This window comes from Pseudomonas sp. GW821-FHT01C01 (assembly GCF_059422645.1).
In genome coordinates this window covers 1-25,231 of the sequence record NZ_JBWKXF010000061.1, presented here as the reverse complement: position 1 = coordinate 25,231, position 25,231 = coordinate 1, and the positions used below count along the sequence as shown (strand labels likewise).

Annotated in this window: 18 protein-coding genes; 7 read left to right on the top strand and 11 right to left on the bottom strand. The window is 59.8% G+C overall.

Annotated elements, in window-relative coordinates:
* The first annotated feature begins 19 nt into the window (after positions 1-19).
* Complete coding sequence (locus AC07XF_RS25465) at positions 20-1,387, top strand: DUF1329 domain-containing protein (protein WP_495028700.1); 1,368 nt, start codon at positions 20-22, stop codon at positions 1,385-1,387.
* 126 nt (positions 1,388-1,513) lie between these two features.
* On the opposite strand, the gene AC07XF_RS25460 is transcribed toward AC07XF_RS25465, so the two are convergent.
* Positions 1,514-2,185, bottom strand: coding sequence for a TetR/AcrR family transcriptional regulator (locus AC07XF_RS25460; RefSeq protein WP_495028699.1), 672 nt, complete (start codon positions 2,183-2,185; stop codon positions 1,514-1,516).
* Positions 2,182-3,333, bottom strand: a complete 1,152-nt coding sequence (locus tag AC07XF_RS25455; RefSeq protein WP_495028698.1) for an iron-containing alcohol dehydrogenase — start codon at positions 3,331-3,333, stop codon at positions 2,182-2,184. The genes AC07XF_RS25460 and AC07XF_RS25455 overlap by 4 nt, the downstream gene beginning before the upstream one ends.
* A gap of 489 nt (positions 3,334-3,822) precedes the next feature.
* On the opposite strand from AC07XF_RS25455, the gene AC07XF_RS25450 reads away from it, so the two are divergent.
* The 4 genes from AC07XF_RS25450 (at position 3,823) to AC07XF_RS25435 (ending at position 9,257) form a co-directional block, all read left to right on the top strand.
* Positions 3,823-5,262 (top strand): hypothetical protein, encoded by a 1,440-nt coding sequence (locus tag AC07XF_RS25450; RefSeq protein ID WP_495028697.1) that lies wholly within the window; start codon positions 3,823-3,825, stop codon positions 5,260-5,262.
* A 4-nt stretch (positions 5,263-5,266) separates the two neighbouring features.
* Complete coding sequence (locus AC07XF_RS25445) at positions 5,267-6,724, top strand: acyl-CoA reductase (protein WP_495028696.1); 1,458 nt, start codon at positions 5,267-5,269, stop codon at positions 6,722-6,724.
* A gap of 57 nt (positions 6,725-6,781) precedes the next feature.
* A complete protein-coding gene (locus AC07XF_RS25440; protein WP_495028695.1) occupies positions 6,782-7,843 on the top strand; it encodes an NAD(P)-dependent alcohol dehydrogenase in 1,062 nt (353 codons plus the stop codon).
* A gap of 85 nt (positions 7,844-7,928) precedes the next feature.
* On the top strand, positions 7,929-9,257 hold the full coding sequence (locus AC07XF_RS25435) for an MFS transporter (RefSeq protein ID WP_495028694.1): 1,329 nt from the start codon (positions 7,929-7,931) through the stop codon (positions 9,255-9,257).
* A 207-nt stretch (positions 9,258-9,464) separates the two neighbouring features.
* Here the strand turns inward: AC07XF_RS25435 and AC07XF_RS25430 are convergent, their stop codons facing one another.
* The 7 genes from AC07XF_RS25430 to AC07XF_RS25400 form a co-directional block, all read right to left on the bottom strand.
* The gene (locus AC07XF_RS25430; RefSeq protein WP_495028693.1) at positions 9,465-9,908 is read right to left on the bottom strand and encodes an acyl-CoA thioesterase; all 444 of its coding nucleotides are present in this window, start codon (positions 9,906-9,908) and stop codon (positions 9,465-9,467) included.
* A 76-nt stretch (positions 9,909-9,984) separates the two neighbouring features.
* A complete protein-coding gene (locus tag AC07XF_RS25425) occupies positions 9,985-11,685 on the bottom strand; it encodes an AMP-binding protein (RefSeq protein ID WP_495028692.1) in 1,701 nt (566 codons plus the stop codon).
* Between the two features lie 94 nt (positions 11,686-11,779).
* The gene (locus AC07XF_RS25420) at positions 11,780-12,955 is read right to left on the bottom strand and encodes a thiolase C-terminal domain-containing protein (protein WP_495028691.1); all 1,176 of its coding nucleotides are present in this window, start codon (positions 12,953-12,955) and stop codon (positions 11,780-11,782) included.
* A gap of 105 nt (positions 12,956-13,060) precedes the next feature.
* Positions 13,061-15,301, bottom strand: coding sequence for a peroxisomal multifunctional enzyme type 2 (locus tag AC07XF_RS25415; protein WP_495028690.1), 2,241 nt, complete (start codon positions 15,299-15,301; stop codon positions 13,061-13,063).
* 119 nt (positions 15,302-15,420) lie between these two features.
* A complete protein-coding gene (locus tag AC07XF_RS25410) occupies positions 15,421-16,563 on the bottom strand; it encodes an acyl-CoA dehydrogenase family protein (protein WP_495028709.1) in 1,143 nt (380 codons plus the stop codon).
* 34 nt (positions 16,564-16,597) lie between these two features.
* Positions 16,598-17,740, bottom strand: a complete 1,143-nt coding sequence (locus AC07XF_RS25405) for an acyl-CoA dehydrogenase family protein (RefSeq protein WP_495028689.1) — start codon at positions 17,738-17,740, stop codon at positions 16,598-16,600.
* Between the two features lie 469 nt (positions 17,741-18,209).
* A complete protein-coding gene (locus AC07XF_RS25400; RefSeq protein WP_495028688.1) occupies positions 18,210-20,903 on the bottom strand; it encodes a winged helix-turn-helix domain-containing protein in 2,694 nt (897 codons plus the stop codon).
* A 369-nt stretch (positions 20,904-21,272) separates the two neighbouring features.
* Here AC07XF_RS25400 and AC07XF_RS25395 point away from each other — a divergent pair, with 369 nt between their 5' ends.
* Together AC07XF_RS25395 and puuE are read left to right on the top strand one after the other, a co-directional pair.
* Positions 21,273-22,145 carry a GNAT family N-acetyltransferase gene (locus tag AC07XF_RS25395; RefSeq protein ID WP_495028687.1) on the top strand — a complete coding sequence of 291 codons (873 nt, stop codon included), beginning with the start codon at positions 21,273-21,275 and terminating at the stop codon, positions 22,143-22,145.
* Positions 22,145-23,038, top strand: a complete 894-nt coding sequence (puuE, locus tag AC07XF_RS25390) for an allantoinase PuuE (RefSeq protein WP_495028686.1) — start codon at positions 22,145-22,147, stop codon at positions 23,036-23,038. The genes AC07XF_RS25395 and puuE overlap by 1 nt, the downstream gene beginning before the upstream one ends.
* Positions 23,039-23,046: 8 nt before the next feature.
* Here puuE and AC07XF_RS25385 read toward each other — a convergent pair whose 3' ends face one another.
* Entirely contained in the window at positions 23,047-23,973 is a 927-nt protein-coding gene (locus AC07XF_RS25385; RefSeq protein WP_495028685.1) for a LysR family transcriptional regulator, read from the bottom strand.
* On the bottom strand, positions 23,970-24,944 hold the full coding sequence (locus tag AC07XF_RS25380) for a quinone oxidoreductase family protein (RefSeq protein WP_495028684.1): 975 nt from the start codon (positions 24,942-24,944) through the stop codon (positions 23,970-23,972). The genes AC07XF_RS25385 and AC07XF_RS25380 overlap by 4 nt, the downstream gene beginning before the upstream one ends.
* Positions 24,945-25,231: the final 287 nt, after the last annotated feature.

Here is a 25,231-nt window from a genome sequence, read left to right as displayed (position 1 = left end):
CAGACAGAGGAAACACAGCATGAAAACAAAAACTATGATGCGAGCAGGTGCTTTGGCGCTGAGTCTGTTGGCCACCAGCGTAATGGCCGCCGTCTCCCCTGAGGAAGCAGCCCAGTTGGGCACGACGCTGACACCGCTGGGCGGACAAAAGGAAGGTAATGCCAACGGCAGCATCCCCGCCTGGACCGGTGGCTTGAAAGCCAATGCCGCACCGGTGACCAATGGGTTCGTTGGTAACCCGTTCGAAAACGAGAAACCCGTACTGGTGATCACGCCGGCCAACGCCGAACAATACAAAGACAAGCTGACTCCAGGCCAGCTTGCAATGTTCAAGCGCTATCCCAACAGTTACAAAATCCCGGTATACCCAACCCATCGCACCAGTTCATCACCGCAAAAAATCTACGACATCGTGAAGAAAAACGCGGTGTCTACGCAGCTGGTCAATGACGGCAACGGAGTCGGCAACTTCGGTGATGCGCATTACTTCCCCTTCCCGATTCCCAAATCCGGCGTAGAGGTTTACTTCAACCATGCGACCCGTTATCGCGGGGGTGGCTACACAAGAGGAACCGCCCAGGCCGTTCCTCAGCCTGACGGCTCATACATCATCGTCCAGATTGAAGAAGAAATGGGCTACCCGGAAAAGATGCAGGGCGTTGATCCGGCAACAGCGGCGAACGTTTTGTACTACTACAAGAACACCATTACCGGGCCGGCGCGACTGGCCGGTACTGTGTCGCTGATCCATGAAACCATCGATCAGATCAAGGACCCCCGCCAGGCCTGGGTCTACAACGCCGGCCAACGCCGTGTACGTCGCGCGCCGCAACTGGCCTACGATGGCCCGGGCAATGCATCCGATGGCATGCGCACAGCCGACAACGCGGACATGTTCAACGGTGCACCGGACCGCTATGACTGGAAGCTGCTTGGCAAAAAGGAAATCTACATCCCTTACAACAACTACAAACTGCAATCACCGAGTGTGAAATACGCCGATATTCTCAAGCCAGGGCATATCAACCAGGACCTCTCGCGTTATGAGCTGCACCGCGTCTGGCATGTCGAGGCAACATTGAAGCCGAGCCAGCGCCACATCTACGCCAAACGTGATATGTATTTCGACGAGGACAGCTGGACGCTGGTGGAAGCCGATCACTACGACGGCCGCGGTCAACTGTGGCGAGTGGCCGAAGGTTATGCATTCAGTGACTACGTCAATGGCATCACCGCCTACGCCGTACAAAGCATCTCCGACCTGGTCGCTGGCCGCTACGTAGCATTCGGCATGATGAACGAGACTGGAAAAGGGCCGAACTACGACGTCAGTTACAAACTGGCGGACTTCACACCGTCGGCGCTACGCAATGCCGGCGTGCGTTGATCGTTGATCTTTGATCTGTAGGAGCGAGCTTGCTCGCGATGGACCTTGGGACGACGCGTTTATTCAACAAACACGCGTTATCGTTAACGTACATCGCGAGCAAGCTCGCTCCTACAGGGGCGTCGTTTATTGAGTGGCCGTCGTCAACAAGGCATGCAACATCCGCGCGATCAGCAACGGTGTGTCTTCGTCAGTGAGGTAACCGGGTTTTTCCAGCAACATCGCCCGAGGCAGTGCCAGCAATGTCTGGTAGACCAAAAACTCGGCCTTCTCCCGATCCTTCACCACCACTTCGCTGGCAAAGCGCTGCATCAGCATCGCTGTCGCGGTGGTGTCCCAGATCTGCCTGGCCTTGATCAGATCGAGCCGTACCAACTCGTCATAGTGGGTGGAACGCACGCTGAACACCGGATCGAACAGGGTTTTCTTGTAGTGGGCCGCCAGACCGACGCGCAAGGTCAACACAATCCCGTCGAACAGCGTAGCGCTGGCCGGCAATGCACTGATGCCCGCCAGCAACTCGGCGTAGACCTCGGCACGGTAGTCCTCGAAGATCGCTGCAATCAGCGCCTCCATCGTCGGGAAGTATTCGTAGATCGAACTGATCGCCACGCCCGAGTCTTCGGCCAGACGCAGGGCTGACAAGGCCTGCCGCCCTTCTTTTTCAAGGATCTGCCGCCCGGTCTGCTTCAGCGCCGAAACCAGCGCGATGGACCGCGCCTGGCGTGGCGCCTTACGCGGTGGTGCCGGCATTGCTACCTGAAAGACTCCGTCGTCCCCGCTGCGTTTGTCACTCATAGAATTTCCCGGTAGATCGCAAGCACATCATCGAACCCCATTTCCCGCGGGTTGTTGCCGAGCAGGCGTGTCTGCTTCATGGCGTCGACGGTTAACATTTCGAGGTCAGACTCGCTGATGCCGACTTCACGCAAACGACTGGTCAGACAGAGGTCACTGGCCAGGTTTCCCAGATAATCGGCCAGAACAGATGCTTTGTGCAGGTCGCTGCCGCCGATGTCCGGCAGGACGATTTCAGCCAGTTGCGCGTATAGCGGCGTCACCGTGTCGAGGTTGAAACGCATCACCGGTCCCAACACCAGAGCGTTGGAAACTCCGTGCGGAACATGAAAACGTGCACCGATGGGATAGGCCAAGGCATGCACTGCCGCCACCGGAGCGTTGGCAAAAGCCATGCCCGCCAGACAAGCGCCGAGCAGCATGTTTTCCCGTGCTTTCAGGTTGGTACCGTTATTACAGGCCTGGAACAGGCTGCCGGACAACAGGCGCAGCGCCTCGCGCGCCAGGCAATCGGAGATCGGATTTTTCAGGTGTCGGGTGGTGTAGGCCTCAATGGCGTGCACCATGGCATCGATCCCGGTAGCTGCCGTGACATGCGCGGGCAAACCGAGGGTCAGTTCTGCATCGAGTACCGCCAGATCGGGAAGCAGCAACGGAGAGATGACGACGTTCTTCTCGCCGGCCCCCGTGGTCACTACCGAGACCGCGGTGACTTCCGAACCGGTCCCCGCCGTCGTTGGCACCAGTATCAGTGGCAAGCGCGGTCCCTTGACCAGGTTGATGCCATACACGTCGGTCAACGACTCGTGACTGCACGCCAACAGGGCCGTCAGTTTGGCGGCATCCAGCGAACTGCCACCCCCCAACCCCACCACGCAATCGGCGGCACAGGCTTTCGCCGCGTCCACCGCTGCCAGAATCACCGACTCTGGAGGATCGGCCTGCACCTGGGAAAACACCGCGACGGCGATGTTTTCGCGCACCAATCCGTCAAGCACCCCATCGAGTAATCGCGCGGCAATGACGCCCGCATCGGTCACCAGTAATACCGACATGCAACCCATGGCTTTCACTTGCGTGGCGAGCCGGGTCGAAGCGCCCGCTTCAATGACGATGGATGGGGTGGTCTGAAATGTCATTTTCAGCATGAAAACCTCACGAGTTCCTGAGTTGGTCTGGGGAGTGGCGAATGCAGAACGCGCGCGCCCTCCGGAAACCTCTCAAACTAGCGATTTTGCGGGCTCCAGGGTCCCCTCGTTCGGGGTGGGGCACTACCTGATCCGCTACGCATGCCTTGTAGCAGCTGGCGAAGCCTGCGTGCGGCTGCGAAGCAGTCGTAAGATCAGTCAACGCGGTGTGTCAGATGCACCCGGCAATCAGGGTTTACGACTGCTTCGCAGCCGCACGCAGGCTTCGCCAGCTGCTACAGGTTGCGTTGTGGCTCGCCTGTCCGAGCAAACACGGAATAGTCGATACAGCCTGTCGAAAAAATAGATTTATACGTTATTTATCATAGCGTTGTGATCACCCAACAACCCTTTGAATCCGGAACAAATTTCCGAACATCGTCCCCATACTCGAACCCTGCCCTACCCGGCCCCGGCCGGTTTTTTCACCTTCGAGTAGAGAGCCAGACGATGCCCATTGCGCAACAGTCAATAGAACAAAAAACCCAGCTCCTGCTGACCAATCCTGCAAAACTGGTCAACTATTCTCAGCTTGCCTGGAACCACCTCCCTCGCGCAGAAATTGAAGCGATGCAGTTGTGCGGCTTGCAGCAGCGTTTCGCAGAGCTGCGTGAGCGCATACCGGTGCTCAAGAAACTGGCCGACGCAGAAGGTATCGAGTGCATCGAGCACTTCAACGATGCTGTGCCATTGCTGTTCGAACACACCGTTTACAAGTCCTATCCGCCGTCATTGCTGGAAAAACGCAGTTTCAGCCAAATCAACAAATGGCTGGCCAAGCTGGTAACCCCGCCAGTGGGCCAAGCCATCATGGCCGCCGACGTCAGCGCCTGCCAGGGCCTGGACGACTGGTTCGAGACCATGGACAAGTCTGTGCCGGACCTGCGCATCAGCCATACCTCGGGCACCTCCGGCACCCTGTCGTTCCTGCCGCACGGTGTGCGCGAGTTCGAGAAAACCTTCGAGATCCGCCGCTTGTTCGCCTGGAACATGGACGGCCCGGACACGCCGAGACCCGAGCTGCACACCGCCTACCCTTACTACCGCAAGGGTTACCTGAGTCATGTGCGCGCCAACGAATTCATGATCAAGGTACTGCTGCCGGACGAATCCCATTTCCGTGCCGCCTACCCGTCCACACTCTCCACCGACATGCTGCACCTGGGCGCGAAGATTCGCGCGGCGTATGCCAAGGGCACCCTCGACCGCCTCGATATCAGCCCGGAGTTGCTGGCCCGCAAGAAACAGTTCGATGAACTGCAAATAGACGCGCCGCAGCACCTGGCGACGTTCTTCGAGCAGATGGCCAACGAGCTCAAGGGCAAGCAGGTGTATATCGGCGCGACCTGGAACCTGCTGCACAACATGGCCAAGGCCGGCCTGGAATGCGGTCTGGAGAACGTCTTCCATGCCGATTCCTACATCAGCACCACCGGCGGCGCCAAAGGCGTCGTGCAACCCGAAGGCTGGCGCGAGGACGTGTTGCGCTTTACCGGCGCCAAAGCGTTGCACGAAACCTATGCCATGTCGGAAGTCATCGGCGGCTCCCACGCTCGCTGCGAACACGGCCACTTTCACCTGGCCCCAACGGTGATCGCCTACCTGCTCGACCCGGACACCAGCAAGCCACTGCCACGCGAAGGCCGGGTCACCGGGCGTGCCGCGTTCTTCGATCTGGGCGCCGACGTGCGCTGGGGTGGCTTCATCACCGGCGATGAAATCACCATCGAATGGGACAAACCCTGCGCCTGCGGCCGGCCGAGCCAGTACGTAGTCGGGCCAATTCAGCGCTACAGCGAAAAAAACGGTGGCGACGACAAGATCACCTGCGCCGCCACTGAAGACTCCCACCGCGAAGCGATGGATTTCCTGAACACTTTCGAAGGCTGAAACCATGACCCAACCTATCGCGCCGATGATCATCCGCGGCCAAGTCATCACCGACAATCTCATCGAAGTGGGCGGCCGTGGCGGTGACCTCGCCTTCCTCACCCCCGATGCACACCAGTACATCGACAAACTGCCGCTGGGTAACCCGGCGAGGCTTGCGGACCTGTACACCCTCAGCTTCGAAGACATCCTCGACTATGCGCAGGCCCTCGGCGAGCGCCTCGACTTCGCCAGCAACCCCTACCTGCAGGAAGCCTGCGAACTGTCCTACCTGACCGCGCCCACCACCCCGACCATGGTCAAGGGCAGCTACATGGGGTTGCACCACATGCTCACCCGCGAGGCGATCACCGAAGCGGTGGAAAGCACGGTGGGCATCAAGTATCTGGAAGGCTGGGTCAAACAGCAGTTGATCGACGGCACCGAACTGGAAACACGCTGCTTCGGCGCGCGCACCCTGCACATTGTCGCCGGCAACGCGACCTCTCTGTCATTGCTGACGATCATCCGTAACATGGTGCTGCGCAGCGACGCGATCATCAAGGCGCCGTCCAACGACCCGTTCACCGCCCTGGCCATCGCTCGAACCATGGTCGATATGGCACCGGACCACCCGCTGACCAAACACCTCAGCGTGGCATACTGGAAAGGTGGGGATCAGGCCTTCGAACAGCGTCTGTACCAACCGCAGAACCTGGAGAAGATCGTTGCCTGGGGCGGCTATGCCTCGATGAAGCATGTCACCCAGTACATCCAGCCCGGCCTGGAGCTGATCTCCCTCGATCCGAAACGCAGCGCCAGCATCATCGGCAAGGACACTTTTGCCAATGAAACGACGATGCGCGAAGCCGCCGTGCGCCTGGCCATGGACATCGGTGCGCTTAACCAGAAAGGTTGCGTGTGTGCCCGGGTCGTCTATGTCCAGAGCGGCACCGACGAGGCCGGCCTGGTGCAGTTGAACACCTTCGGTCGTTACGTCTACGACGCCATGCAGACCCTGCCAAACACCCTCAGCACTGTGCCCAAGCGCTACGACCAGAACCTCAAGGCTCACGTCGATGCGCTGCGCCTGGATGACGAGTGGTACCAGGTGATCGGCGGCAAGGACGGCGAAGGCGCCATCATTTGCTCGCAGATTCCGGAGCCCGTCTCCTTCGCCACCCTGCTCGACGACCGCACCGCCAATCTGGTGCCGGTCGATGAGCTGAGCGAAGTCATGGACGCCGTCGATTCCTACACCCAGACCGTCGGTATCTATCCGGAAAGCATCAAGGATGAACTCAAGGACATCCTGCCGCTGTATGGCGTGCAACGCATCGTCTCGCTGGGCTATGCGGCGGCAATGAAATGGGCGGCTCCGCAAGATTCGATCGAGCCGCTGCGGCGGATGGGCAAGTGGATTTCCAATCAGATTGCCTCGCCTGAAACCTCACCGGCGCCCTGGTTGCGCCCGTCGATCTGACCTTCCCCGTGCCCCGACATCTGTCGGGGTACGCGTTTTCTCTATCAGGAGTTCCCCATGTCTACTTGTCTAGGTTTTGCCGCCCATGAGGCCCATGGTGCGCTGACACCGATTCGCTTTGAGCGTCGAGCCCTGCGTGCCGATGACGTCGCCATCGATATCGCCTATTGCGGCGTCTGCCATTCGGACGCGCATCAGGTGCACAACGACTGGAACAACACGGTTTACCCCTGCGTACCTGGCCACGAGATCGTCGGCCATGTGACCGCGGTTGGCAGCAGTGTCAGCCGCTTCAAGATCGGTGACCGGGTCGCCGTCGGTTGCCTGGTCGATAGCTGCCAACAATGCGCGCCCTGCCAAGAGCATCAGGAACAGCTCTGCACCCACGGTCCGACGCCTACCTACAACGGCAAGGATCGCGTGACTGGCGAAAACACCTACGGCGGTTACGCCGACCATATCGTGGTGCGCGAAGCCTTTGTGCTGCGCTTGCCGGAGTGCCTCGATCCACGCTTCGCCGCGCCGCTGCTGTGCGCCGGTATCACCGTGTGGAATCCGATGCGCCGCTACGGCGTGGGCAACGGTTCGAAAGTCGCCGTCGTCGGTCTGGGCGGGCTGGGTCACATGGCGGTGAAGCTGGCCGTCGCCCTCGGTGCCGAGGTTACGGTGATCACCACCTCACCGGGCAAGGCCGACGACGCCCGCACCCTGGGTGCCAACCATGTGTTGCTGTCGAATGACCAGCAGGCGATGCTCGCTGCGACCAACGTCTTCGACTTTATCCTCGACACCATTCCCAGCCGCCACAACGTCAACCCGTACCTGATGCTGCTGGGCCGTGAGGGTGTGATGGTGCTGGTCGGCGCCATCGAACCGCTGGAACCGATCCATGGCGGCCTGCTGATGCGCAACAACCGCACCCTGGCCGGCTCGATCATCGGTGGTGTTCAACCGACCCAGGAACTGCTCGACTTCTGCGCCGAACACCAGGTGCTGCCGAGCTGCGAAATGATCGGCATCCAGGACATCAACGCGGCGTTCAGCCGCTTGCAAACCAATGACGTGAAGTACCGCTTCGTGATCGACATGACCACCTTGCGCGACGTGACGCTGGAGTGATGCCCCGCGCTGCGGTGTCCGTCACCGCAGCGCCCGCTTGCGTACCAGACAACAACAATAACCGGTTACCCGCGCAGGAAAAGACATGAATCAAATCGAGCAAACCGTACCTCTCGCCGGGGCAATTCCTTGCACCGACCTGGCAAGCACCTATCGCCGGATCATCTGGCGCCTGATGCCATTTCTGCTGATCGCATTCATCATCAACGCAATCGACCGCATCAACATTTCCTTCGCCAAACTACGCATGTCCGAAGATATCCTGTTGAGCGATGCGGCCTATGGCATCGGTGCCGGGATTTTCTACTTCGGCTACATCCTCTTTGAAGTCCCCAGCAACCTGTACATGCAGCGCGTCGGGGCCCGTGCCACGCTCACCCGGATCATGGTGCTCTGGGGTGCGGTGACAGTGGCGACTGCCTTTGTCACTACGGCCAACCAGTTGATTGCGGCGCGCTTCCTGCTCGGCATGGCCGAGGCAGGTTTCTTTCCCGGTGTGATCCTGTACTTGACCTACTGGTTTCCCGCGGCCTTGCGCGGGCGCATCACGGCGGCTTTCATGATGTCGGGGGTTATCGCTGGCGTTATTTGCGGTCCGCTGGCCGGCGCTATCATGACCCACCTCCACGGCTGGCTGGGGTTGCATGACTGGCAGATGCTATTCGTGCTGACGGGTATCCCGGCCATCGTGCTGGGAATATTCGGCTGGTTCTGGCTGACCGACAAACCGGCGCAGGCCGCCTGGCTCAGTCCTGAGCGAAAACAGGCGCTGGCCGCTGTACTGGCGACCGAGCAGGGCAAGTCCCATGGCGGTTTTGCTCAGGTGCTGCGAGATCCTCGGTTGTACATTGCAGGGCTGGTGTACTTCTGTATCTACAGCGGTTCGATCACCGTGTCTTATTGGATGCCCACGTTGATTCGCGACTTTGGCCTGAACGACCTGAAAACCATCGGAACGGTTGCCACCCTGCCCTACCTTGGCGCATTGGCAGGCATGTACTTGCTCGGACGCAGTTCCGATCGCCATCTGGAACGGCGCTGGCACCTGGGCCTGACCATGCTGGTGAGTGCCTGCAGTTTCGCCCTGCTTGGATTTACCCAGGGTCACGCCATGCTCTCGATAGCACTCATGACACTGGGCGCCGCGGCGGCCTTGTCCTCCATGCCTCTGTTCTGGACCATACCTCCAGCTTTCCTCAATACGACCGGCGCTGCTGGCGGGATCGCTGTCATCAGCAGCCTTGGTCACCTGGCCGGCGTCGTCAGCCAGACGATGGTCGGTGCGATCAAGACTGCGACCGGCAACCTGTACCTGGCCTTCGACCTGATCGCCGTCGTTCTTGTGCTGGGTGCATTGGCATTGCTGATTGGCATTCCGGCGCACAGCTTGAATGAGCGGCGCAACGGCCAGTAACCGGCCGACATTTAGCCCAACGCAGTCCAGCCAAGCCCTATCCCGTTCTGTAGCAGCTGGCGAAGCCTGCGTTCGGCTGCGCAGCAGTCGTAAATTCAGACGATGCGGTGTGTCAGACTCACCGCGCACTCAGGATTTACGACTGCTGCGCAGCCGGACGCAGGCTTCGCCAGCTGCTACAAGGTATGCGTTGCTGCTGAAGTGGCTTCAGTCTGTATTGACAGTGAGGCGGCCGAGTGCTGTGCGTAATGCCTCTGACAGTGCCAGCGGACGCCGCGATTCGCGCTCCACATAGACATGCACAAAATGTCCCTGGGCTGCCGCCAGAGGCTCGCCTTCGCGAAACAGGCCGACCTCATAACGCACGCTTGAGCCGCCCAGCCGGGTGACTCGCACGCCGGCATCGATGACATCGGGGAACGCAATCGGGGCAAAGTAGTTGCACTGGGTTTCGACCACCAGGCCGATGGTCTCGCCGCGCTCATAATCGAGCAGGCCTTCACTCAGTAGAAAGCCGTTCACCACGGTATCGAAGTAGCTGTAGTAATTGACGTTATTGATATGGCCGTAGACGTCGTTATCCATCCAGCGCGTCTGGATCGGACGGAAATAACGGTAGGCCTCGCGCGTATGGGCATCGGGTTTGGACATGGGGAATGGCCTGCAAATAAATGGCTCGGTTCAAGGATTGCGCACGTCGCCGCAGCCACGTGCGCAATGGCCCGAGTTACTCGAAAATCACTTTTTGACGACTATCGCACCACGCTTCGGCTCGCTCGACATAGCGTTCTTCGATGAGGGTACGGCGGATCTTCATCGTCGGGGTCAGCATTCCGTCGTCGATAGTCCAGGGATCTTTGACCACCACCAGGCAGTCCAGCTGTTCATGATCCTCAAGCTGAGCATTGACCTGATCGAGCAGTGCTTCCAGCTCAACGGCCAGATCGCTGCGCTGGACGCCGGATGCCAGCGCCAGACGTGTTTCCTCAGACAACGTGACCAGCGCAAAAGGCTGCGGCAGCCCCAACCCGGTCACACACACTTCGCTCAGGCGTGGATGCCCGCCCAGCTTCGCCTCGATCGGCACCGGTGCGACGTACTTGCCCTTGGCTGTTTTGAACAACTCCTTGACCCTGCCCGTGATACGCAGTCGCCCCAGCTCATCGAGTTCACCTCGGTCGCCGGTCTTGAAGAAACCATCGGGTAAATAGCTTTCGGCGGTCAGTTCCGGTTGCTTGTAGTAGCCAAGCATCTGCCCGGGACTCTTGACCAGGATCTCGCCGTCTTCGGCAATTCGGCACTCAACGCCGGGCAAGCACTCACCCACATAGCCAACGCGCACCCGACCGGTGCGGCTGAAATGAGAGCAGGCGAAGTTTTCCGACATGCCATAGCCATCGAGCAGTTCAAGGCCGAGCTGGCGGTACCAGTTGATGATCGGCACTGGCAATGGCGCTGAGCCGGTAAACGCGGTGTGAACATGATTGAGCCCCAGCGCACCGAGGATTTTCTCTTTCATTCGGCCCGCTTCCAGCGGATCGGCGAACGCGGCTTCCTGCTCTTCGGGCGGGATCTGTGCATTGATCCCCTGATAGAACTTGACCCACAACCGTGGCACCGAAACGAACACCGTGGGCTGCGCGCGACGCAGGTCCGCGCTGAAGGTTTGCAGGCAATCGTTGAAGAACACATGCATGCCGTAGCGCAATGAGGTCGACTCGACCCCCTGTCGCTCGGCGCCATGGGCCAGCGGCAGGTACGACAGCAGACGCTCCTGAGGGCCGGGGCCGCCCTTACTGTTGTAGAGCGCCGAAGCATTGATCTGCGCCACGTTGCACATGGTCCCGAAACTGTGCATGACGCCCTTCGGATGACCGGTACTGCCCGAGGTGTAGATGACCGTGGCCAGATTCCCCGCCTCCGGCAAGGTGATCCGGGTGAGCGGTGCCGTCTCGGCAATGATGTCTAGCCATTGATCGCCTTCGGTGCGTGCCGAAAGTGGCAGGCTGATGACCGGCATTTGTGCCGGCACGCCTTTACACGCGGCCGTCCAGGCGGCCTCATCACCGTCGAGCCGGCCCACGAACAACAAGCGCACCTCGGCATGCTTGAGTACATAGGCCACGGTGTCGGCGCTCGCCGTCGAGTACAGTGGCACGCTGATGTGCCCGCTCATCCAGATCGCCAGGTCGGCGATGATCCAGTGGGCGCTGTTCTTGCCCAGAATGGCGATCGTCGAACGGGTCGGCAGGTTCAACGATTGCAGGTAGCTGGCCATGCGCCGAGCCTGATCGCCGACCTCGCGCCAGCTGTAATCGAACACCCTGCCATCAGGACACGGTTGTGTCAGGTACACCGAATCAGGCGTGGAGCTTTCCCAATGTTCAAACCAGTGCAGCAGTGTCATTTGCTCTTGTTGTTCATTCATGACAGGTCCTACGATTTTGAAGGCGGTGTAGCCGCCTGATTATTTTAATAGGGTTGTCGCATGCCGTATCGTGCGCAAGGTTTCAGCCTCAAAGCTAATCGCAGCGATACATGGTCACCACACAGGCGCCGCCAATACTGATGTTGTGTTGCAAGGCGATACGGGCATAGGGGACCTGACGATTCGCCGCTGTCCCGCGCAACTGCCAGACCAGTTCGGCACATTGGGCAATGCCGGTCGCCCCGAGTGGATGCCCCATGGACAACAATCCGCCCGAGGGGTTGATGACCCGGTTGCCGCCATAGGTATTGTCGCCATCCTCAACGAGCTTTTCGGCATCACCTTCCCGACAGAATCCGAGTGCTTCGTACAGCAGGATTTCACTGGCAGTAGAGCCGTCATGCAGTTCGCACACATCGACCTCTTCCGGACCAATACCTGCCCGTTCATAGACGTCGCGCGCTGCGGCGAAACCCAGCTCATAACCCACCGCACGGGTAGCAGAACCCTCGCTGAAACTGCCGGGAAAATCGGTCGTCATGGTCTGCGCCGCAATGTAAACCGGCTCGTTGATCCCGTGTTTCCTGGCGAACTCATCGGAGCACAGCACCACCGCCGCCGCACCAGAGGCCGGCAGGCAATACTGCAATCGTGTCAAAGGTGCGCACACCTCATCTTCCAGCACTGTTTCCAGGCTCAGAGGCTGACGGTGCAGCGCATAGGGGTTGAGTATGGCGTGTTCGCGAGACTTTACCGCGATCATGGCGAAGGTTTCTTTGCGCGCACCATACCGTTGCATGTATTCGCGCGCAGCCCTTGCGAACAACTGTGTGACGATCGGAATTTCGGTTACGAGTGTGTCAGCCCCACCTTGGGCGTGCCTGGCCACTGGCGACTCGCAATCTTGCCAACGGTGCCGGGACCATTCAGGCGGGGATGTTTCAAAGCCAACTGCCAGCACACATTCGGCGATGCCGTGTTCAATGGCCTGACGCGCCAGATAAAGCGCTGTCGAACCACTGGCACCCTGGTTGCTGACATTGATAATCGGAATTCCGGTCAGACCCAACTCGGTGACGCCACGCTGACCGGAAAGGGAATCGCCGTAGACGAAACCGGCATAGGCCGCTTCGACCCTGCGATATTCGATGCCGGCGTCCTGCAACGCCAGGCGGCCCGCCTCAGCGGCGAGATCGTAATAACGACCACCGGCACCCGGCGCGGTGAACGGGGTCATGCCTACGCCAATTACATTGACGCGACGATTCATGTAGTGGTTCTCCCGAAACAAAAGGCTGCCGCTTGCGCGCGAAGCGCTAGCGGCAGTGTTGTCGCCTCACCGATCAACCTGGATTGAACGGCGAGGCAGCTTTTCTCACGCCGATGTTGCCGCCTTGGCAAGGCGCTCGGCAGTCGCAGCGGCGTACAGCTGCTTGTCGATGCCGGCGAACGCTTCCAGCTTTTTCGAAGCCATCGTGTCACCGGTCAGTTTCAGCTTGCCGCCAAAGAACAGCTTCTGCAGTTGCGGCTCTTCACCCGAGGCCAGTTCCGGCATGTTTGCTTCCTGGATGGTCATGGTCACGTCCGCGTTGGCCGCAACGCCTTCATACAGGTCGCCCTTGCCGTTCTTCAGGTCGAGTACCCAGTTGGATTCGCGGTTCTTGACCACAAACTGCATGATCATTTGCGCTTGGGCTGCAATTTCCGGGTGGGCCTGCAAGTGCGCCTTGTACACGCTGAACACGTCATGGGCGGTCAGGGTCTTGGGCTCTTCCCTGGAGGCGTTGGTCAGGGACGTGATGTCCGGGACTTTGTCGAAGATTTCCACGACGCCACCTTTGAGCACGACCACATCACGCTCCACTGCACGCATCTCGAACACAACGCGGGTCGGTGTTTCGCGCCACATGCGGGTTTCCAGGGTGTCGCCCGGCATGACGATGGACGCGAAGCGCACGCGGATGCTCTTGAACAGGCGCGAATCGTTGTTGCAGAACGCCTTGATCACATGGCGGCCGGCATAACCGAAAGTGCACAGGCCATGCAGGAATGGCTTCTCGTAGCCAGCAGCCTTGGCGTAATCCGGATCGACGTGCATCGGGTTCCAGTCACCGCACAGGCGATACAGCAAGGCCTGGTTGATTTCAGTCTGCTCGGCGATCACCGCATCCGGGGCGCGTGCAGGCAATTCTGGCTGTGGCGCGCTCTGGACTTTTTCCAGACCGGCGCCTGGTACACCGGCGTAGAAGCTGGTGATTTCGTTGTAGAACAGCGGTACGCCGTTTTCGTCAGTGGTTTCCACCGCAAGGATGGAAACGGAGCTGCGACCCTTGTCGATCGCCTGCTTCAGACGCATGGTGTGCTTGAGCTTGGCGGCCGGTGGCAGCGGACGGTACATCACGGTGTACTGCTCGCCATGCAGGCCATTGGCGAACGGCAGTTCCAGACCTTCCAGGCTCGGCTTGCCGGACTTGATGGCCTGCAGGAACACTTCGGTCGCCGGCAGTACGGCCATGGTCGGCAGCACGCGGAACTCTTCGTCCTTGAACTCGTTGATGTACAGCAGTTCGGTCTCGTCCAGCGGGTCTTTCGCGGCACCTACGGCCAATGCGTAGAGTGCGGCGTCGGTCTGGTTGTACTCGGTTTCCAGGGTCGACACGGCGTTGCTTGCCACTTCCATGTCCACATACTGGTTGCCGCCCTTGGCTGGCGAATCCAGACGCGCGAACAACTCCTGGAAGCCTTCGCCGCCGTTGGTGTGATGCACGCTGTGTTCGTCAAACTGGGTGATGCGCTCCCAATTTTCACGAACCAGTTCCGGGCTCAGGGTGTCGGTGTGCAGCACGCGACCCTGGGAACGTTCCCAACGGTACTTGGCGTGGAAGCCACCGCCGACTTCGAACAGGCCGCCGGTTTCCGGGCAGTCTTCATGGCACAACCAGCTAACCAGCGGCGCAACATGCTCGGAGGCCAGCTTGGCGTGGACGTCTTCCGGCAGGATACCGCTGGCGATCACCAGGCGGGACGCAGCGATCGGGGCAATGGTGTTGACGCGAATATTCTTCGAGGCACCTTCGAAGGCCAGGGACTTGGCGAAGCCGATTAGCCCGGACTTGGCGGTGGAGTAGTTGCACTGACCGAAGTTGCCGAAAACGCCGGCACCGGAAGCGGTCATGATGATGCGGCCATAGCCCTTCTCACGCATGATCGGCCATACGGCGTGGGTCAGCTTGAACGCGCCCTTGACGTGAATTTCCTGGATCAGGTCCCACTGTTCTTCAGTCATCTTGGCGAACGAAACGTCGCGCAGGATACCGGCGTTGTTGATCAGGATATCAACGGTGCCGAAGGCTTCCAGCGCGGTGGCGACGATTTTCTCGCCTTCGGCAACCGAGTTGTAGTCGGCGACAGCTTCGCCTCCCATGGCCCTGATCTCGGCGACCACCGCGTCGGCGGCGGCTGACGAAACGCCCAGGCCCTGGAGGTTCACACCCAGGTCGTTGACCACGACCTTGGCGCCGCGCGAACCCAACAGCAGCGCGTGGGCCCGGCCCAAGCCGTTACCGGCACCGGTGACAATGGCTACTTTGCCGTCAAAACGAAGTTCTTGTGACACGATAACGCTCCTTCCCAATGGGTTTTGATTGTTAGCAAACGGCTACCCGACTCCCCAGAGCCGGGCACCGCTGACAGCTCATTCGCGCAAATGCGAGAACAGGTTTTGAATGAGTGGCCTTACAGCGTGCGAGCGATGATTTCTTTCATGACTTCGCGGCTGCCGCCCCAGATGCGGTTACCACGGGTATCGAGGAACAGGCGCGCAATCGGGTATTCGGTCATGTAGCCGTTGCCGCCATGCAACTGCAGGCACTCCTCGACCACGCGCAGGCTCAACTCGGCGGTCCAGTGCTTGGCCATGGCGGCGGCTTCGGGGGTCAGTTCATTGCGCAAGGCCAGCTCCATGCAGCTGTCGACCCAGGAACGACCGATCTGGATTTCAGCCTTCAGTTCGGCGAGCTTGAAGCGCGAGTTCTGGAAGTCGATCACCGGCTTGCCGAACACCGTGCGGCCTTTGGTGTAATCGATGGTGTGGCGCAGCGCGGCTTCGGCCTGGGCCTGGAATCCGATGGCACCGCTGATACGTTCCCAGGCGAGGTCGCGCATCAGTTGGCCGAAGCCCTTGCCCTCCTCCGGCCCCAGCAAATTGCTGCAGGGCACGCGTACGTTGTCGAAGAACAACATGCAGGTGTCCTGGGCATGCAGGCCGATTTTTTCAAGAGGCTGCGATTTGGCATAACCGTCGCGACCGCTCTCGACGATGATCAGCGAGATGTCCTTGGCGGTGCCGGTGTTGCCGGTCTTGCAGACCACCACTACCAGATCCGACTGCACGCCGTTGGAAATGAAGGTCTTGGAACCGGTGATGACGTATTCGTCGCCGTCACGCACTGCGCGGGTCTTGACTGCTTGCAGGTCAGAGCCGGTGTTGGGCTCGGTCATGGCGATAGAGCCGATGGCTTCGCCGGAGACCATCTTCGGCAGCCAGGCCTGCTTCTGTTGCTCATTGCCGTAATGCAGGATGTAACCGGCCACCAGTGCGTGCACGCCGAAGCCAATGCCCAGGCCCGAAGCGCCAGAGCCCATGTACTCCTCGCCAATGACCATGGCGTACAGACGGTCTGCGCCGTAGCCACCGTATTCTTCCGGAATGCAAGGAAGCAGCAGGCCCAGCTCACCGGCACGGCGCCAGATTTCGCGAGGCACGCGTTTTTCTTTTTCCCACTGGGCGTGAAACGGCAGTACTTCGTCTGCAAGAAAACGCTGGGTCAGACGGCGGTAATCTTCGTGTTCGGAGCTGAACAAGGTACGGGGGATCAGATATTCCATGGCAAATTCCTCGATTGGGCCGTGATCAGAGCGTGCGCCCGACCAGCTCTTTCATGATGTCGTTGGCGCCGCCGGCAATACGCAGGACGCGGTGATCGAGGTAATGGCGCGCCACCGGGTACTCGAGCATGTAGCCGTTGCCGCCGTGCAGTTGCACGCACTCGTCGACCACCTTGGAATACAGATCGGAACACCACAGCTTGGCTGCCGCCGACGCTTCGGGGGTCAGCTTGTTTTCCAGGCACAGGGCCATGCATTTATCGACATAGTTCTGGCCGACGGCGATGTTGATCTTCATGTCGGCGAGCTTGAACCGGGTGTTCTGGAAGTCGAAGATCGGCTTGCCGAACACGCTGCGACCGCGGGTGTATTCCAGCGTGTGCTCAAGCACGGCCTGGGCGCCGGCAATGCTGTTGCCGGCAATCCCCAGTCGCTCCCAGGCCAACTCTTTCATCAGCTGGAAAAAACCCTGGCCCGGAACGCCACCGAGGATGTTTTCCTTCGGCACCCGCAGGTCTTCGAAGAACAGCATGGTGGTGTCCTGAGCATGCAGGCCGACCTTGCGCAACGGCCGGGACTTGCTCAGGCCCGGACGGTCGGCTTCGACGATGATCAGCGAGATGTCTTGCGAGCCTTTACCGGTGTTGCCGGTCTTGGCCACGACAACCACCAGGTCGCAGTTGGTGCCGTTGGAAATGAAAGTCTTGGAGCCGTTGATGACGTATTCGTCGCCCACCAGCGTGGCACGGGTCTGGACCCCCTGCAGATCGGAGCCGGTGCCCGGTTCGGTCATCGCTACCGCCGCAATCGCAGTACCAGCAGCCATTTTCGGCAGCCACTTTTGCTTCTGTGCTTCAGTGCCAAAGTTGTTCAGGTAGCCGGCGACGATATCGTGCACGCCGAAACCGATGAGGCCGCTGGCACTGACGCGGGTGACTTCTTCACCGACGATCAGCGAGAAGCGCCGGTCCAGGCCAAGACCGCCGTAGGCTTCAGGTGTGGTGGCATTGAGCAGACCCAGTTCACCGGCTTTTTCCCAGATTGCACGGGGAACCAGGTGATCCTCTTCCCATTGCTCGTGGTGCGGCATGCACTCGTCGGCAAGAAAGCGCCGCGCGGTTTTGCGGAACTCCTCGTGCTCGTGCTCAAACAGGGTGCGCGGAATCATGAAGCATCTCCTTAGGGCTGGATCTACGCGCCGGTTCAAACCGGCCGGGTCGATGCCACGATAGGAAATGCGCCCTGCCTGCTGTACCCCTCAGGGAGGGGGGGTGAGTCAATCGAGGGGGTCGTTAGCTGATGCCGCCGCTATGGGCTCTGTAGCAGCTGCCGAGCTTGCGAGGCTGCGTTCGGCTGCGCAGCAGTCGCAAACCCTGCGTACGCGGTGAGACTGACGCACCGCATTGTCTGACCTTACGACTGCTGCGCAGTCGAACGCAGCCTCGCAGGCTCGGCAGCTGCTACAGAGTCGGGAGGGGCAAGCGATGTTAGTTGAGTGCCCCTCCCTGAAACGAGGAGGCTCGGCCACCGGCAAACACCTTAAACTGCGGTGGCAGCACGCCTGTGGACGCCCCGCCATTGCAGTCCACGCAACTGCTTTGACGGAGTCGTCCTCAGGATTTTGTGCGGGGTGCAGCTCAGGGAATCAGGCCGTTCTTGCGCGCCCAGGAGACAGCGTCGTAGCGACTGGAAACACCGAGCTTCAAGAACACGTTCTTCAGGTTCCATTTCACCGTCTCCAGTGAAATGCTCAACGTCAGGGCCACCCGTTTGTTCGACATGGCCTGGCTGATCAACTGCAGGATTGCCAGTTCTCGAGGGGTCAAAGTCTTCTGGCCCGTCGAGGCGCTGCCATCGCTGGAATGTGCGCCAGCCTTGCCCTGCTCAAAACGCGAAAGCAAGTCCTGCAGATAGGCAGCCAATGAGCTGCCGGGTGCGCACCTGTCCGTCAGTGGCAGCAGCAATGGATACAGCGCCGCGCTCTCGTCGAGAAAAGTCCGCACCAGCCCCAGTCGCTGCCCCGTTTCCAGCGCCTGAAGCAGTAAATCGTCGGTGGCGTCCTGCTTTCGCAGATCGGCATTGGCAATGGCCATCAACAGCAAAGCGCTCACACCCAGTTGGCCACGCACGTGTTGTTGGGCATAACAGCGAACATGCTGCAGCTCCTGCAATGCATTGTCTGGATAGTTGGTTGCCAGAAGCAGTCGTGCCTTGGCCAGGGCGACCATCGCCGGAATTTCCGCCTGGAACCCTACCGCCCCTTGATGTGCCTGCCCCAGCACATCGAGCTGAGCGACATGCACGCCCGCGTTGCTACGATCGCCTTCGAGAAGTTCGATGCGCACCTGCTCGGCGAGACAATGCACCAGTGCGCGGTCCTGGCCAATGCTGCGAAAGTGGCGTTCCTGACGTTCAAGGAAGGCCAGTGCCGTGGCAGCCGACTCTTGCAGCAGATCCAGACGGGCACGGCAAATGCTGGCGCGCATCATGGAATCGGGCATGGTCCATTGCAGCAGTCCATTGCGATTGGCCAGGACCTCACGCGCCTCGTCGATCCGGTCCAGTTCACAATAAACTTCAGCCAGGGTGGAGGCTCCAGCATAGGCACTGGCCGAGCGATGTCCGTGAACCGCCACAGCGCGGGTCAAATGCGCCAGACCCATGCGTTCGGCATCGACCATCTTGCCTTCCATCAGGCAACACAGGGCCCGGGTACCTTCCGCGAGTAACGCCATCTCGTCGTTTCGGTCGACCTCTGGTATCGGGTGGTCATCGAGACAACGCAGCGCATCTGCATACCGTCCCGCCGCGGAATAGGCGAGTGCCAACATTGCCGGCGGACCGTAGCGCATGATGGAATAGTCGTCGATCAGCGGCTGGAATCTTTCGAGCAACGCAATGACCGGCTCGGTACGATCGCGCTGAACATGGATGACCGCCTGAACCAGCGGCAGGCGGAACGCCACGTCTTCAGGCTGCGCAACGCCACTTCGCTCAAATTGCTCAAGCCAGGCCTCTGCCTTCGCCGGCCGTGCCGTCAAGGCATATGCCAGACAGCCGAGGAAAAACAATCGGGGCCGGGAAAACAGCACCTCCTGCGGCAGCCGGTCTAGCAGACGCAGGAGCGGGCTTAATTGGTCCAACCCCCAGGTAGTCGGCGCCGCCCGTTCGATGACTTCAACGGCGAACTCCAGATCCCCGCCCAACGTGGCATGACGCATGGCCTCGGCCAGCAGTTTGCGCTTGGCGAACCAATGCGCCGCGCGCTGATGCAATTGCGCGATATTCTGTGAGTTGCGCCGAACCAGGCGCGTGGCCAGAAATTCGCTGAACAGCGGATGGAAACGATACCAGGGCAAGCGGTCATCGGCTTCGACACGAAAGATCAACAGGTTTTCTTCTTCAAGCCGATTGAGCATGTGCGCCGCCGCAGCGCTTCCAGTCACCGCCTCCGCCAGGGAGGCGTTGAAGCGCCGGCAAATGCTGATAGCCTCCATGAAGTCCGCCAATTCCTCGGACAGGTGTGCCATCACATCTTCGGCCAGATAGCTTTGCAGGTCGTCCGATCTCCAGCCCAATTCATGCAAACTTGCCCGGGCGCCAGGATTGCTGCGCAGCAGAATCACGATCAACTGCAGGCTCGCAGGCCAACCGCTGGTGAGCTCGTGGGTAAGATAGATTTCCTCCTCATGCAGTTTCAGCGCGGCCAGATTCAATTCGAGGAATGCGCGTGTTTCCGCCAGATCGAAAGGCAACGCAGCGCAGTCAAGTTCCACCACTTGCCCCATCAGTCGCAGCCGGCTGAGGCTGAGGGGCGGCTGGACGCGCGCGGCAATCACGAAGTGCAGGTTTTCCGGGCTGTGATCGAACAATTTCTGCATCAATCGGTGCGAGCGTGGATCCGCGACATGCTGGTAGTCGTCGAGCACCAGAAACAACTCTTTGTTGACACTGGAAGCAGCATCCACGATGGCCGCGACAATCTCATCGATCGATTCGCTGCTGGCGCCTTCCAGCGGAGTGCCCGTGTCGATCGTCACACCGAGGCGCTGCAGGGCACCGCGCAAATAGGCAAAAAAGGTTGAGAGGTGCTTGTCGTCGGCACTCAGTGACAACCAGGCGACTTCAGCGCCGGCGCGCATCATGATCTGGCGCCACTGCACCAGCAAGGTGGTCTTGCCAAAACCCGGACTGCCAATGACAAGGCCGACAGTGCAGTGCTCGATTCGCTGCAGTTCTTCGATCAGCCGGCTGCGAGGAATCGATTGCGTGCCGATTCGCGGAGGGGCGAACTTGGTTGAAACAAGCAGTTTGTCGGTATTGATTTGCAAACCGAATCTCCGATTCCCTGCCCGCCTGAGGGAAGCCCGAACAGGTCGTTACGTTGATGAAAGTGGCGCCGTTGTGATCATCCTCCAACGCATTGCCCCAGTCGACACGCTTGAACGCGCATACACAATCGACTGCACAGGCCGGATTGAGCGCACTTCAAATCGAATGAGGCGATGGTGAGGGTAAGACGCTGACACCTGCCCCCTCTATTGGAGGGGGGGTGAGCAGCCGCTCTTCGCTCGGCAGCAATCACCATGGTCTGCAGGTGACGTGACGACCTGGATCAATACTCGGGTTGAAGCTATACCGAAAGGGTTCAGAGTGGGGATGGACCACACGCTCGATTAGCGACTGAGGAGAACTTCGTGGTGTCGAATCAGCTGGTCATACGCAGCATGACCCGTCCCGAGCTGGACGAGCTCATCGATTGGGCTGCCCGTGAGGGTTGGAATCCTGGCCTTCACGATGCCGAGCTGTTCTGGGCTACGGACCCTGCCGCTTTCATCGCGGCGTCCCGGGGCGGCGAATTGATCGGCGGCGGTGCCATCACCTCCTACAATGGCGAATTCGGTTTCATGGGTTTTTTCATCGTCCGGCCTGAGTATCGCGGTCAAGGTCTGGGCAATATTCTTTGGCACGCACGCCGCGAGCGACTCCTCGCCCGCCTGCGCCCAGGCGCGAGCATCGGTATGGACGGCGTATTCGCGATGCAGGACTACTATGCCAAGGGTGGTTTCGTCTTCTCCCATCGCAACCTGCGTTTTCGTGCCGATCTCACCGCCCCCCCGACGACCTCACAGGCAGACGACCAGGACATCGTCCCGTTGGCCTCTTTCCCGTTCGAGCAGGTTGTCGATTACGACCGCACCTGTTTCCCCACTGCGCGCGCAACCTTCCTGAGCGGGTGGATAGCCCAGGCCGATGCACTCGCCGTGGGTTGTCGGCGCGAGGGCAGGCTAAGCGGCTATGGCGTAGCAAGGCGCTGCCGGGACGGCTACAAGATCGGCCCCTTGTTCGCCGATGACGCCCTGGCAGCCAATGCCCTCTATGTGCGCCTGGCGGAATTTGCGCAGGGTGGCCCGCTGTTTCTCGATGCCCCGGAGAATAACCCCGCCGCGATGGCGCTCGTGCACCAACAGGGCATGATCGAAGTTTTCGGCTGCGCACGCATGTACCTCGGCCCTCCTCCGGCGATTGCGCACGAACGTGTGTTCGGCGTCACCACCTTCGAGCTGGGCTGATGTCCGCCCGCGACCTCATCGGTTATGGCGGCCGCCCACCCCACCCGCGATGGCCCGGTGAGGCGCGCGTCGCGGTCCAGTTCGTACTCAACATCGAAGAAGGCGCGGAATCCTGCATCCTCAATGGCGATCTCCAGTCGGAGGCCTGGCTTCACGAGCTACCGGGCCGCCCGCCCCGCGTAGGGGAGCCGGACTTGAGCGTCGAGGGCATGTACGAATACGGATCGCGCGCAGGTGTGTGGCGCATTCTGGAACTGTTCCGCGCCCGAGGCCTGCCGCTGACCGCCTTCGCCGTCGGCCGGGCACTGGAACTCACTCCGGCGATTGGCCATGCGCTCTATGCTGCCGGGCATGAGATTGCCGGGCATGGCTACCGTTGGCTGGACTATCGCGACATGCCTGAAGACCAAGAGCGGCGCCATATCCGCCTCACCCTCGACGTGATCGAGCAGATCAGCGGCAAACGCCCCGTAGGTTGGTACACCGGAAGGGTCAGCCAGAACACCCGCCGCCTGTTGCGTGAGGAAGGTGGGTTTCTCTATAGCTCCGACGCCTACAACGATGATCTGCCCTATTGGCTCCCAGGCTCGCCCGCCCATCTGGTGATCCCTTACACACTGGTCAACAACGATGCCCGCTATCTGCTGCCGAACGGTTTTGCCTGCGGCGAAGACTTCTTCCGGCTGCTCAAGGATGCTTTCGACCTGCTGTGGCAGGAGGGTGCGCAACACCCGAAGATGATGAGCGTCGGCCTGCATGGGCGGATCAGTGGCCATCCTGGTCGTGCGATGGCGCTGGCGCGCTTTCTCGATTACGTGCAAGGCCACGACGCGGTGTGGATCTGCCGGCGCGAAGAGATTGCCAGGCACTGGATTGCCCAATTCCCCGCTTGATCAGCCGGTCAAATCGCCCATGGGGGCGCGGGGCTAAACTTTGACTCGATCCATTGTTTGAACGCGACAACCACGGCACCAGGGAATTTGGCCGATGGTCTGACCAGATAGACCCCACCTGCGGTGTCCAATTGCCAGTCAGGAAGGATGTGCAGCAACTTGCCGGCAGCAATATCACGACTCATCAACCAGTCACCTGCCCCCAGTATTCCGGCATCAGCGCGGGCCGCTGCCAGCAATGACTCACTGTCATTGGCAGTCAGGTTTCCTTTCGGAGAAACCGTCTGCAGTTCGTCGCCGCGATGGAGTCTCCACTGAGGAAAAGAAGCGAGACCGCTGAAGCGAAGGCAATTGTGCCTGATCAGATCCTGTGGAGTTTCGGGCATACCGTGCTTTCTTATATAAGCAGGCGAGGCGCACAGTATCCGGCGATGATCGCTCAACTTCTTGGCTATTAATCTGTTGTCTTCCAATTCTCCGATCCGAATGGCCGCGTCAAAACCTTCATCAATGATGTCGACCAGACGCTCGCTATAGTCTGCGAGAATCGAGACATGAGGATGAGCCTTGAGAAATTCCGGCAGCATCGGGCCAAGCCAACGCCTGCCCATGGCTGCGGGCAGTGCAAGCCGCAAAGTACCCCGAATTTCGCTGGCGCCCTCGGACGCTTGCTGCTGCGCTTCATTCATCAATTCGACGGCTGAGCGAAGGCGCTGCTCCAGCTTGGCACCTGTTTCAGTAATTCGAACCTGCCGGGTTGAGCGCTCCACGAGCCGAACACCAAGGCGCTTTTCCATGGCGGCGAGTCGTTTTGAGACGATGGTAGGATGTCGCTGCAATAGCCGGCCAGCCCCAACAAATGAACCTTGCGAGGCCACGGCCAGAAACGCAGCGATTTCGTCACTGTATTGATTGTTCAGAACATCAAGATTCATGGTTTTAGAATGATCGCCCCCGATGAACGCCCCGACTCCAGGTCGGCATGCGCCTGTGCTGCGTCCGCCAGCGAATAGCTAGCCCAGATCCGAGGTTTGATAATCCCCGCACTTACAGCTGCCAAGACATCCTGTGCTCGCTCCTGGTACTCGAAGGCACTCGCCGTATGGGCTGCCAACGAAGGACGTGTCAGGAACAGCGAGCCTTTGGAATTGAGTGTCGACAGTTCCACGGCTGACGGGGCACCGGATGAAGCTCCAAACGATACCATCAGACCTCGTGGTCGCAAGCTATCCAGGGATGCCTGGAAAGAAACACGCCCTATTGGGTCATAGACGACGTCGACCTTTTCACCGCCGGTGACACGAGCGACCTCAGACGCCAGGTTGTCAGCATCGAACACCAGGACTTCATCGCAGCCCAGCGCCCGAGCTTTTTCGACACTGGCCGGCTTTGAAACCACACCGATCACGGTCGCACCTAAATGCTTCGCCCACGGCACCATAATTTCCCCCAGCCCTCCCGCCACTCCATAGAGGAGAATGGTTGTGCCCTGCCCCACAGGATAGGTGGCCTTCAAAAGGTACTGTGCAGTGATGCCCTTGAACATGACGGTGGCGGCACTATCAAACGACAGCGTATCCGGAATCTTGACCAACCGCTCTGCAGGAAAAAGCCGGGCCGAAGCATAGGAACCAACGGGGCCGGTGGCATAGACGACACGATCCCCTACTCGCACATTGCTGACGCCGACGCCAACAGCGGCGACACGCCCCGCGCCTTCCAGCCCAAGTCCAGATGGCAAAGGAATGGGCACCGCCCCCTTACGTTGGGTGACATCGAGAAAGTTGACACCGATAGCCTCTTGCTCAAGCCAGACCTCACCCTGACCAGGCGCTTGTTCGCTCAGTCTCTCCATTTTCAGCACTTCAGGATTGCCGAACTGGCTAAACCGGATCGCAGAAACCATGGTCATTTCTCCTTCAGTCAGAAACCGCTATCAAATTAGTGGACCCAGTGTGAGAACTGATCTTCTGATGAACAAGACTGGTTGATTGCAGGACATTAATGCACTGCATGCAGCAATATAGTCGCTGATAGCACGCGTTACTACGTGGAACATATTGGTACCAGGCGGGCCTGGGTAATGCCGGCGTTCGCGACTTCTCGGACTCGGCCGACTGAATTGAAATCACTGATTCACCTTGCGTGAAAATCCGTCATGACATGTTATGACCTCCTTCAGAAACGGGCTTT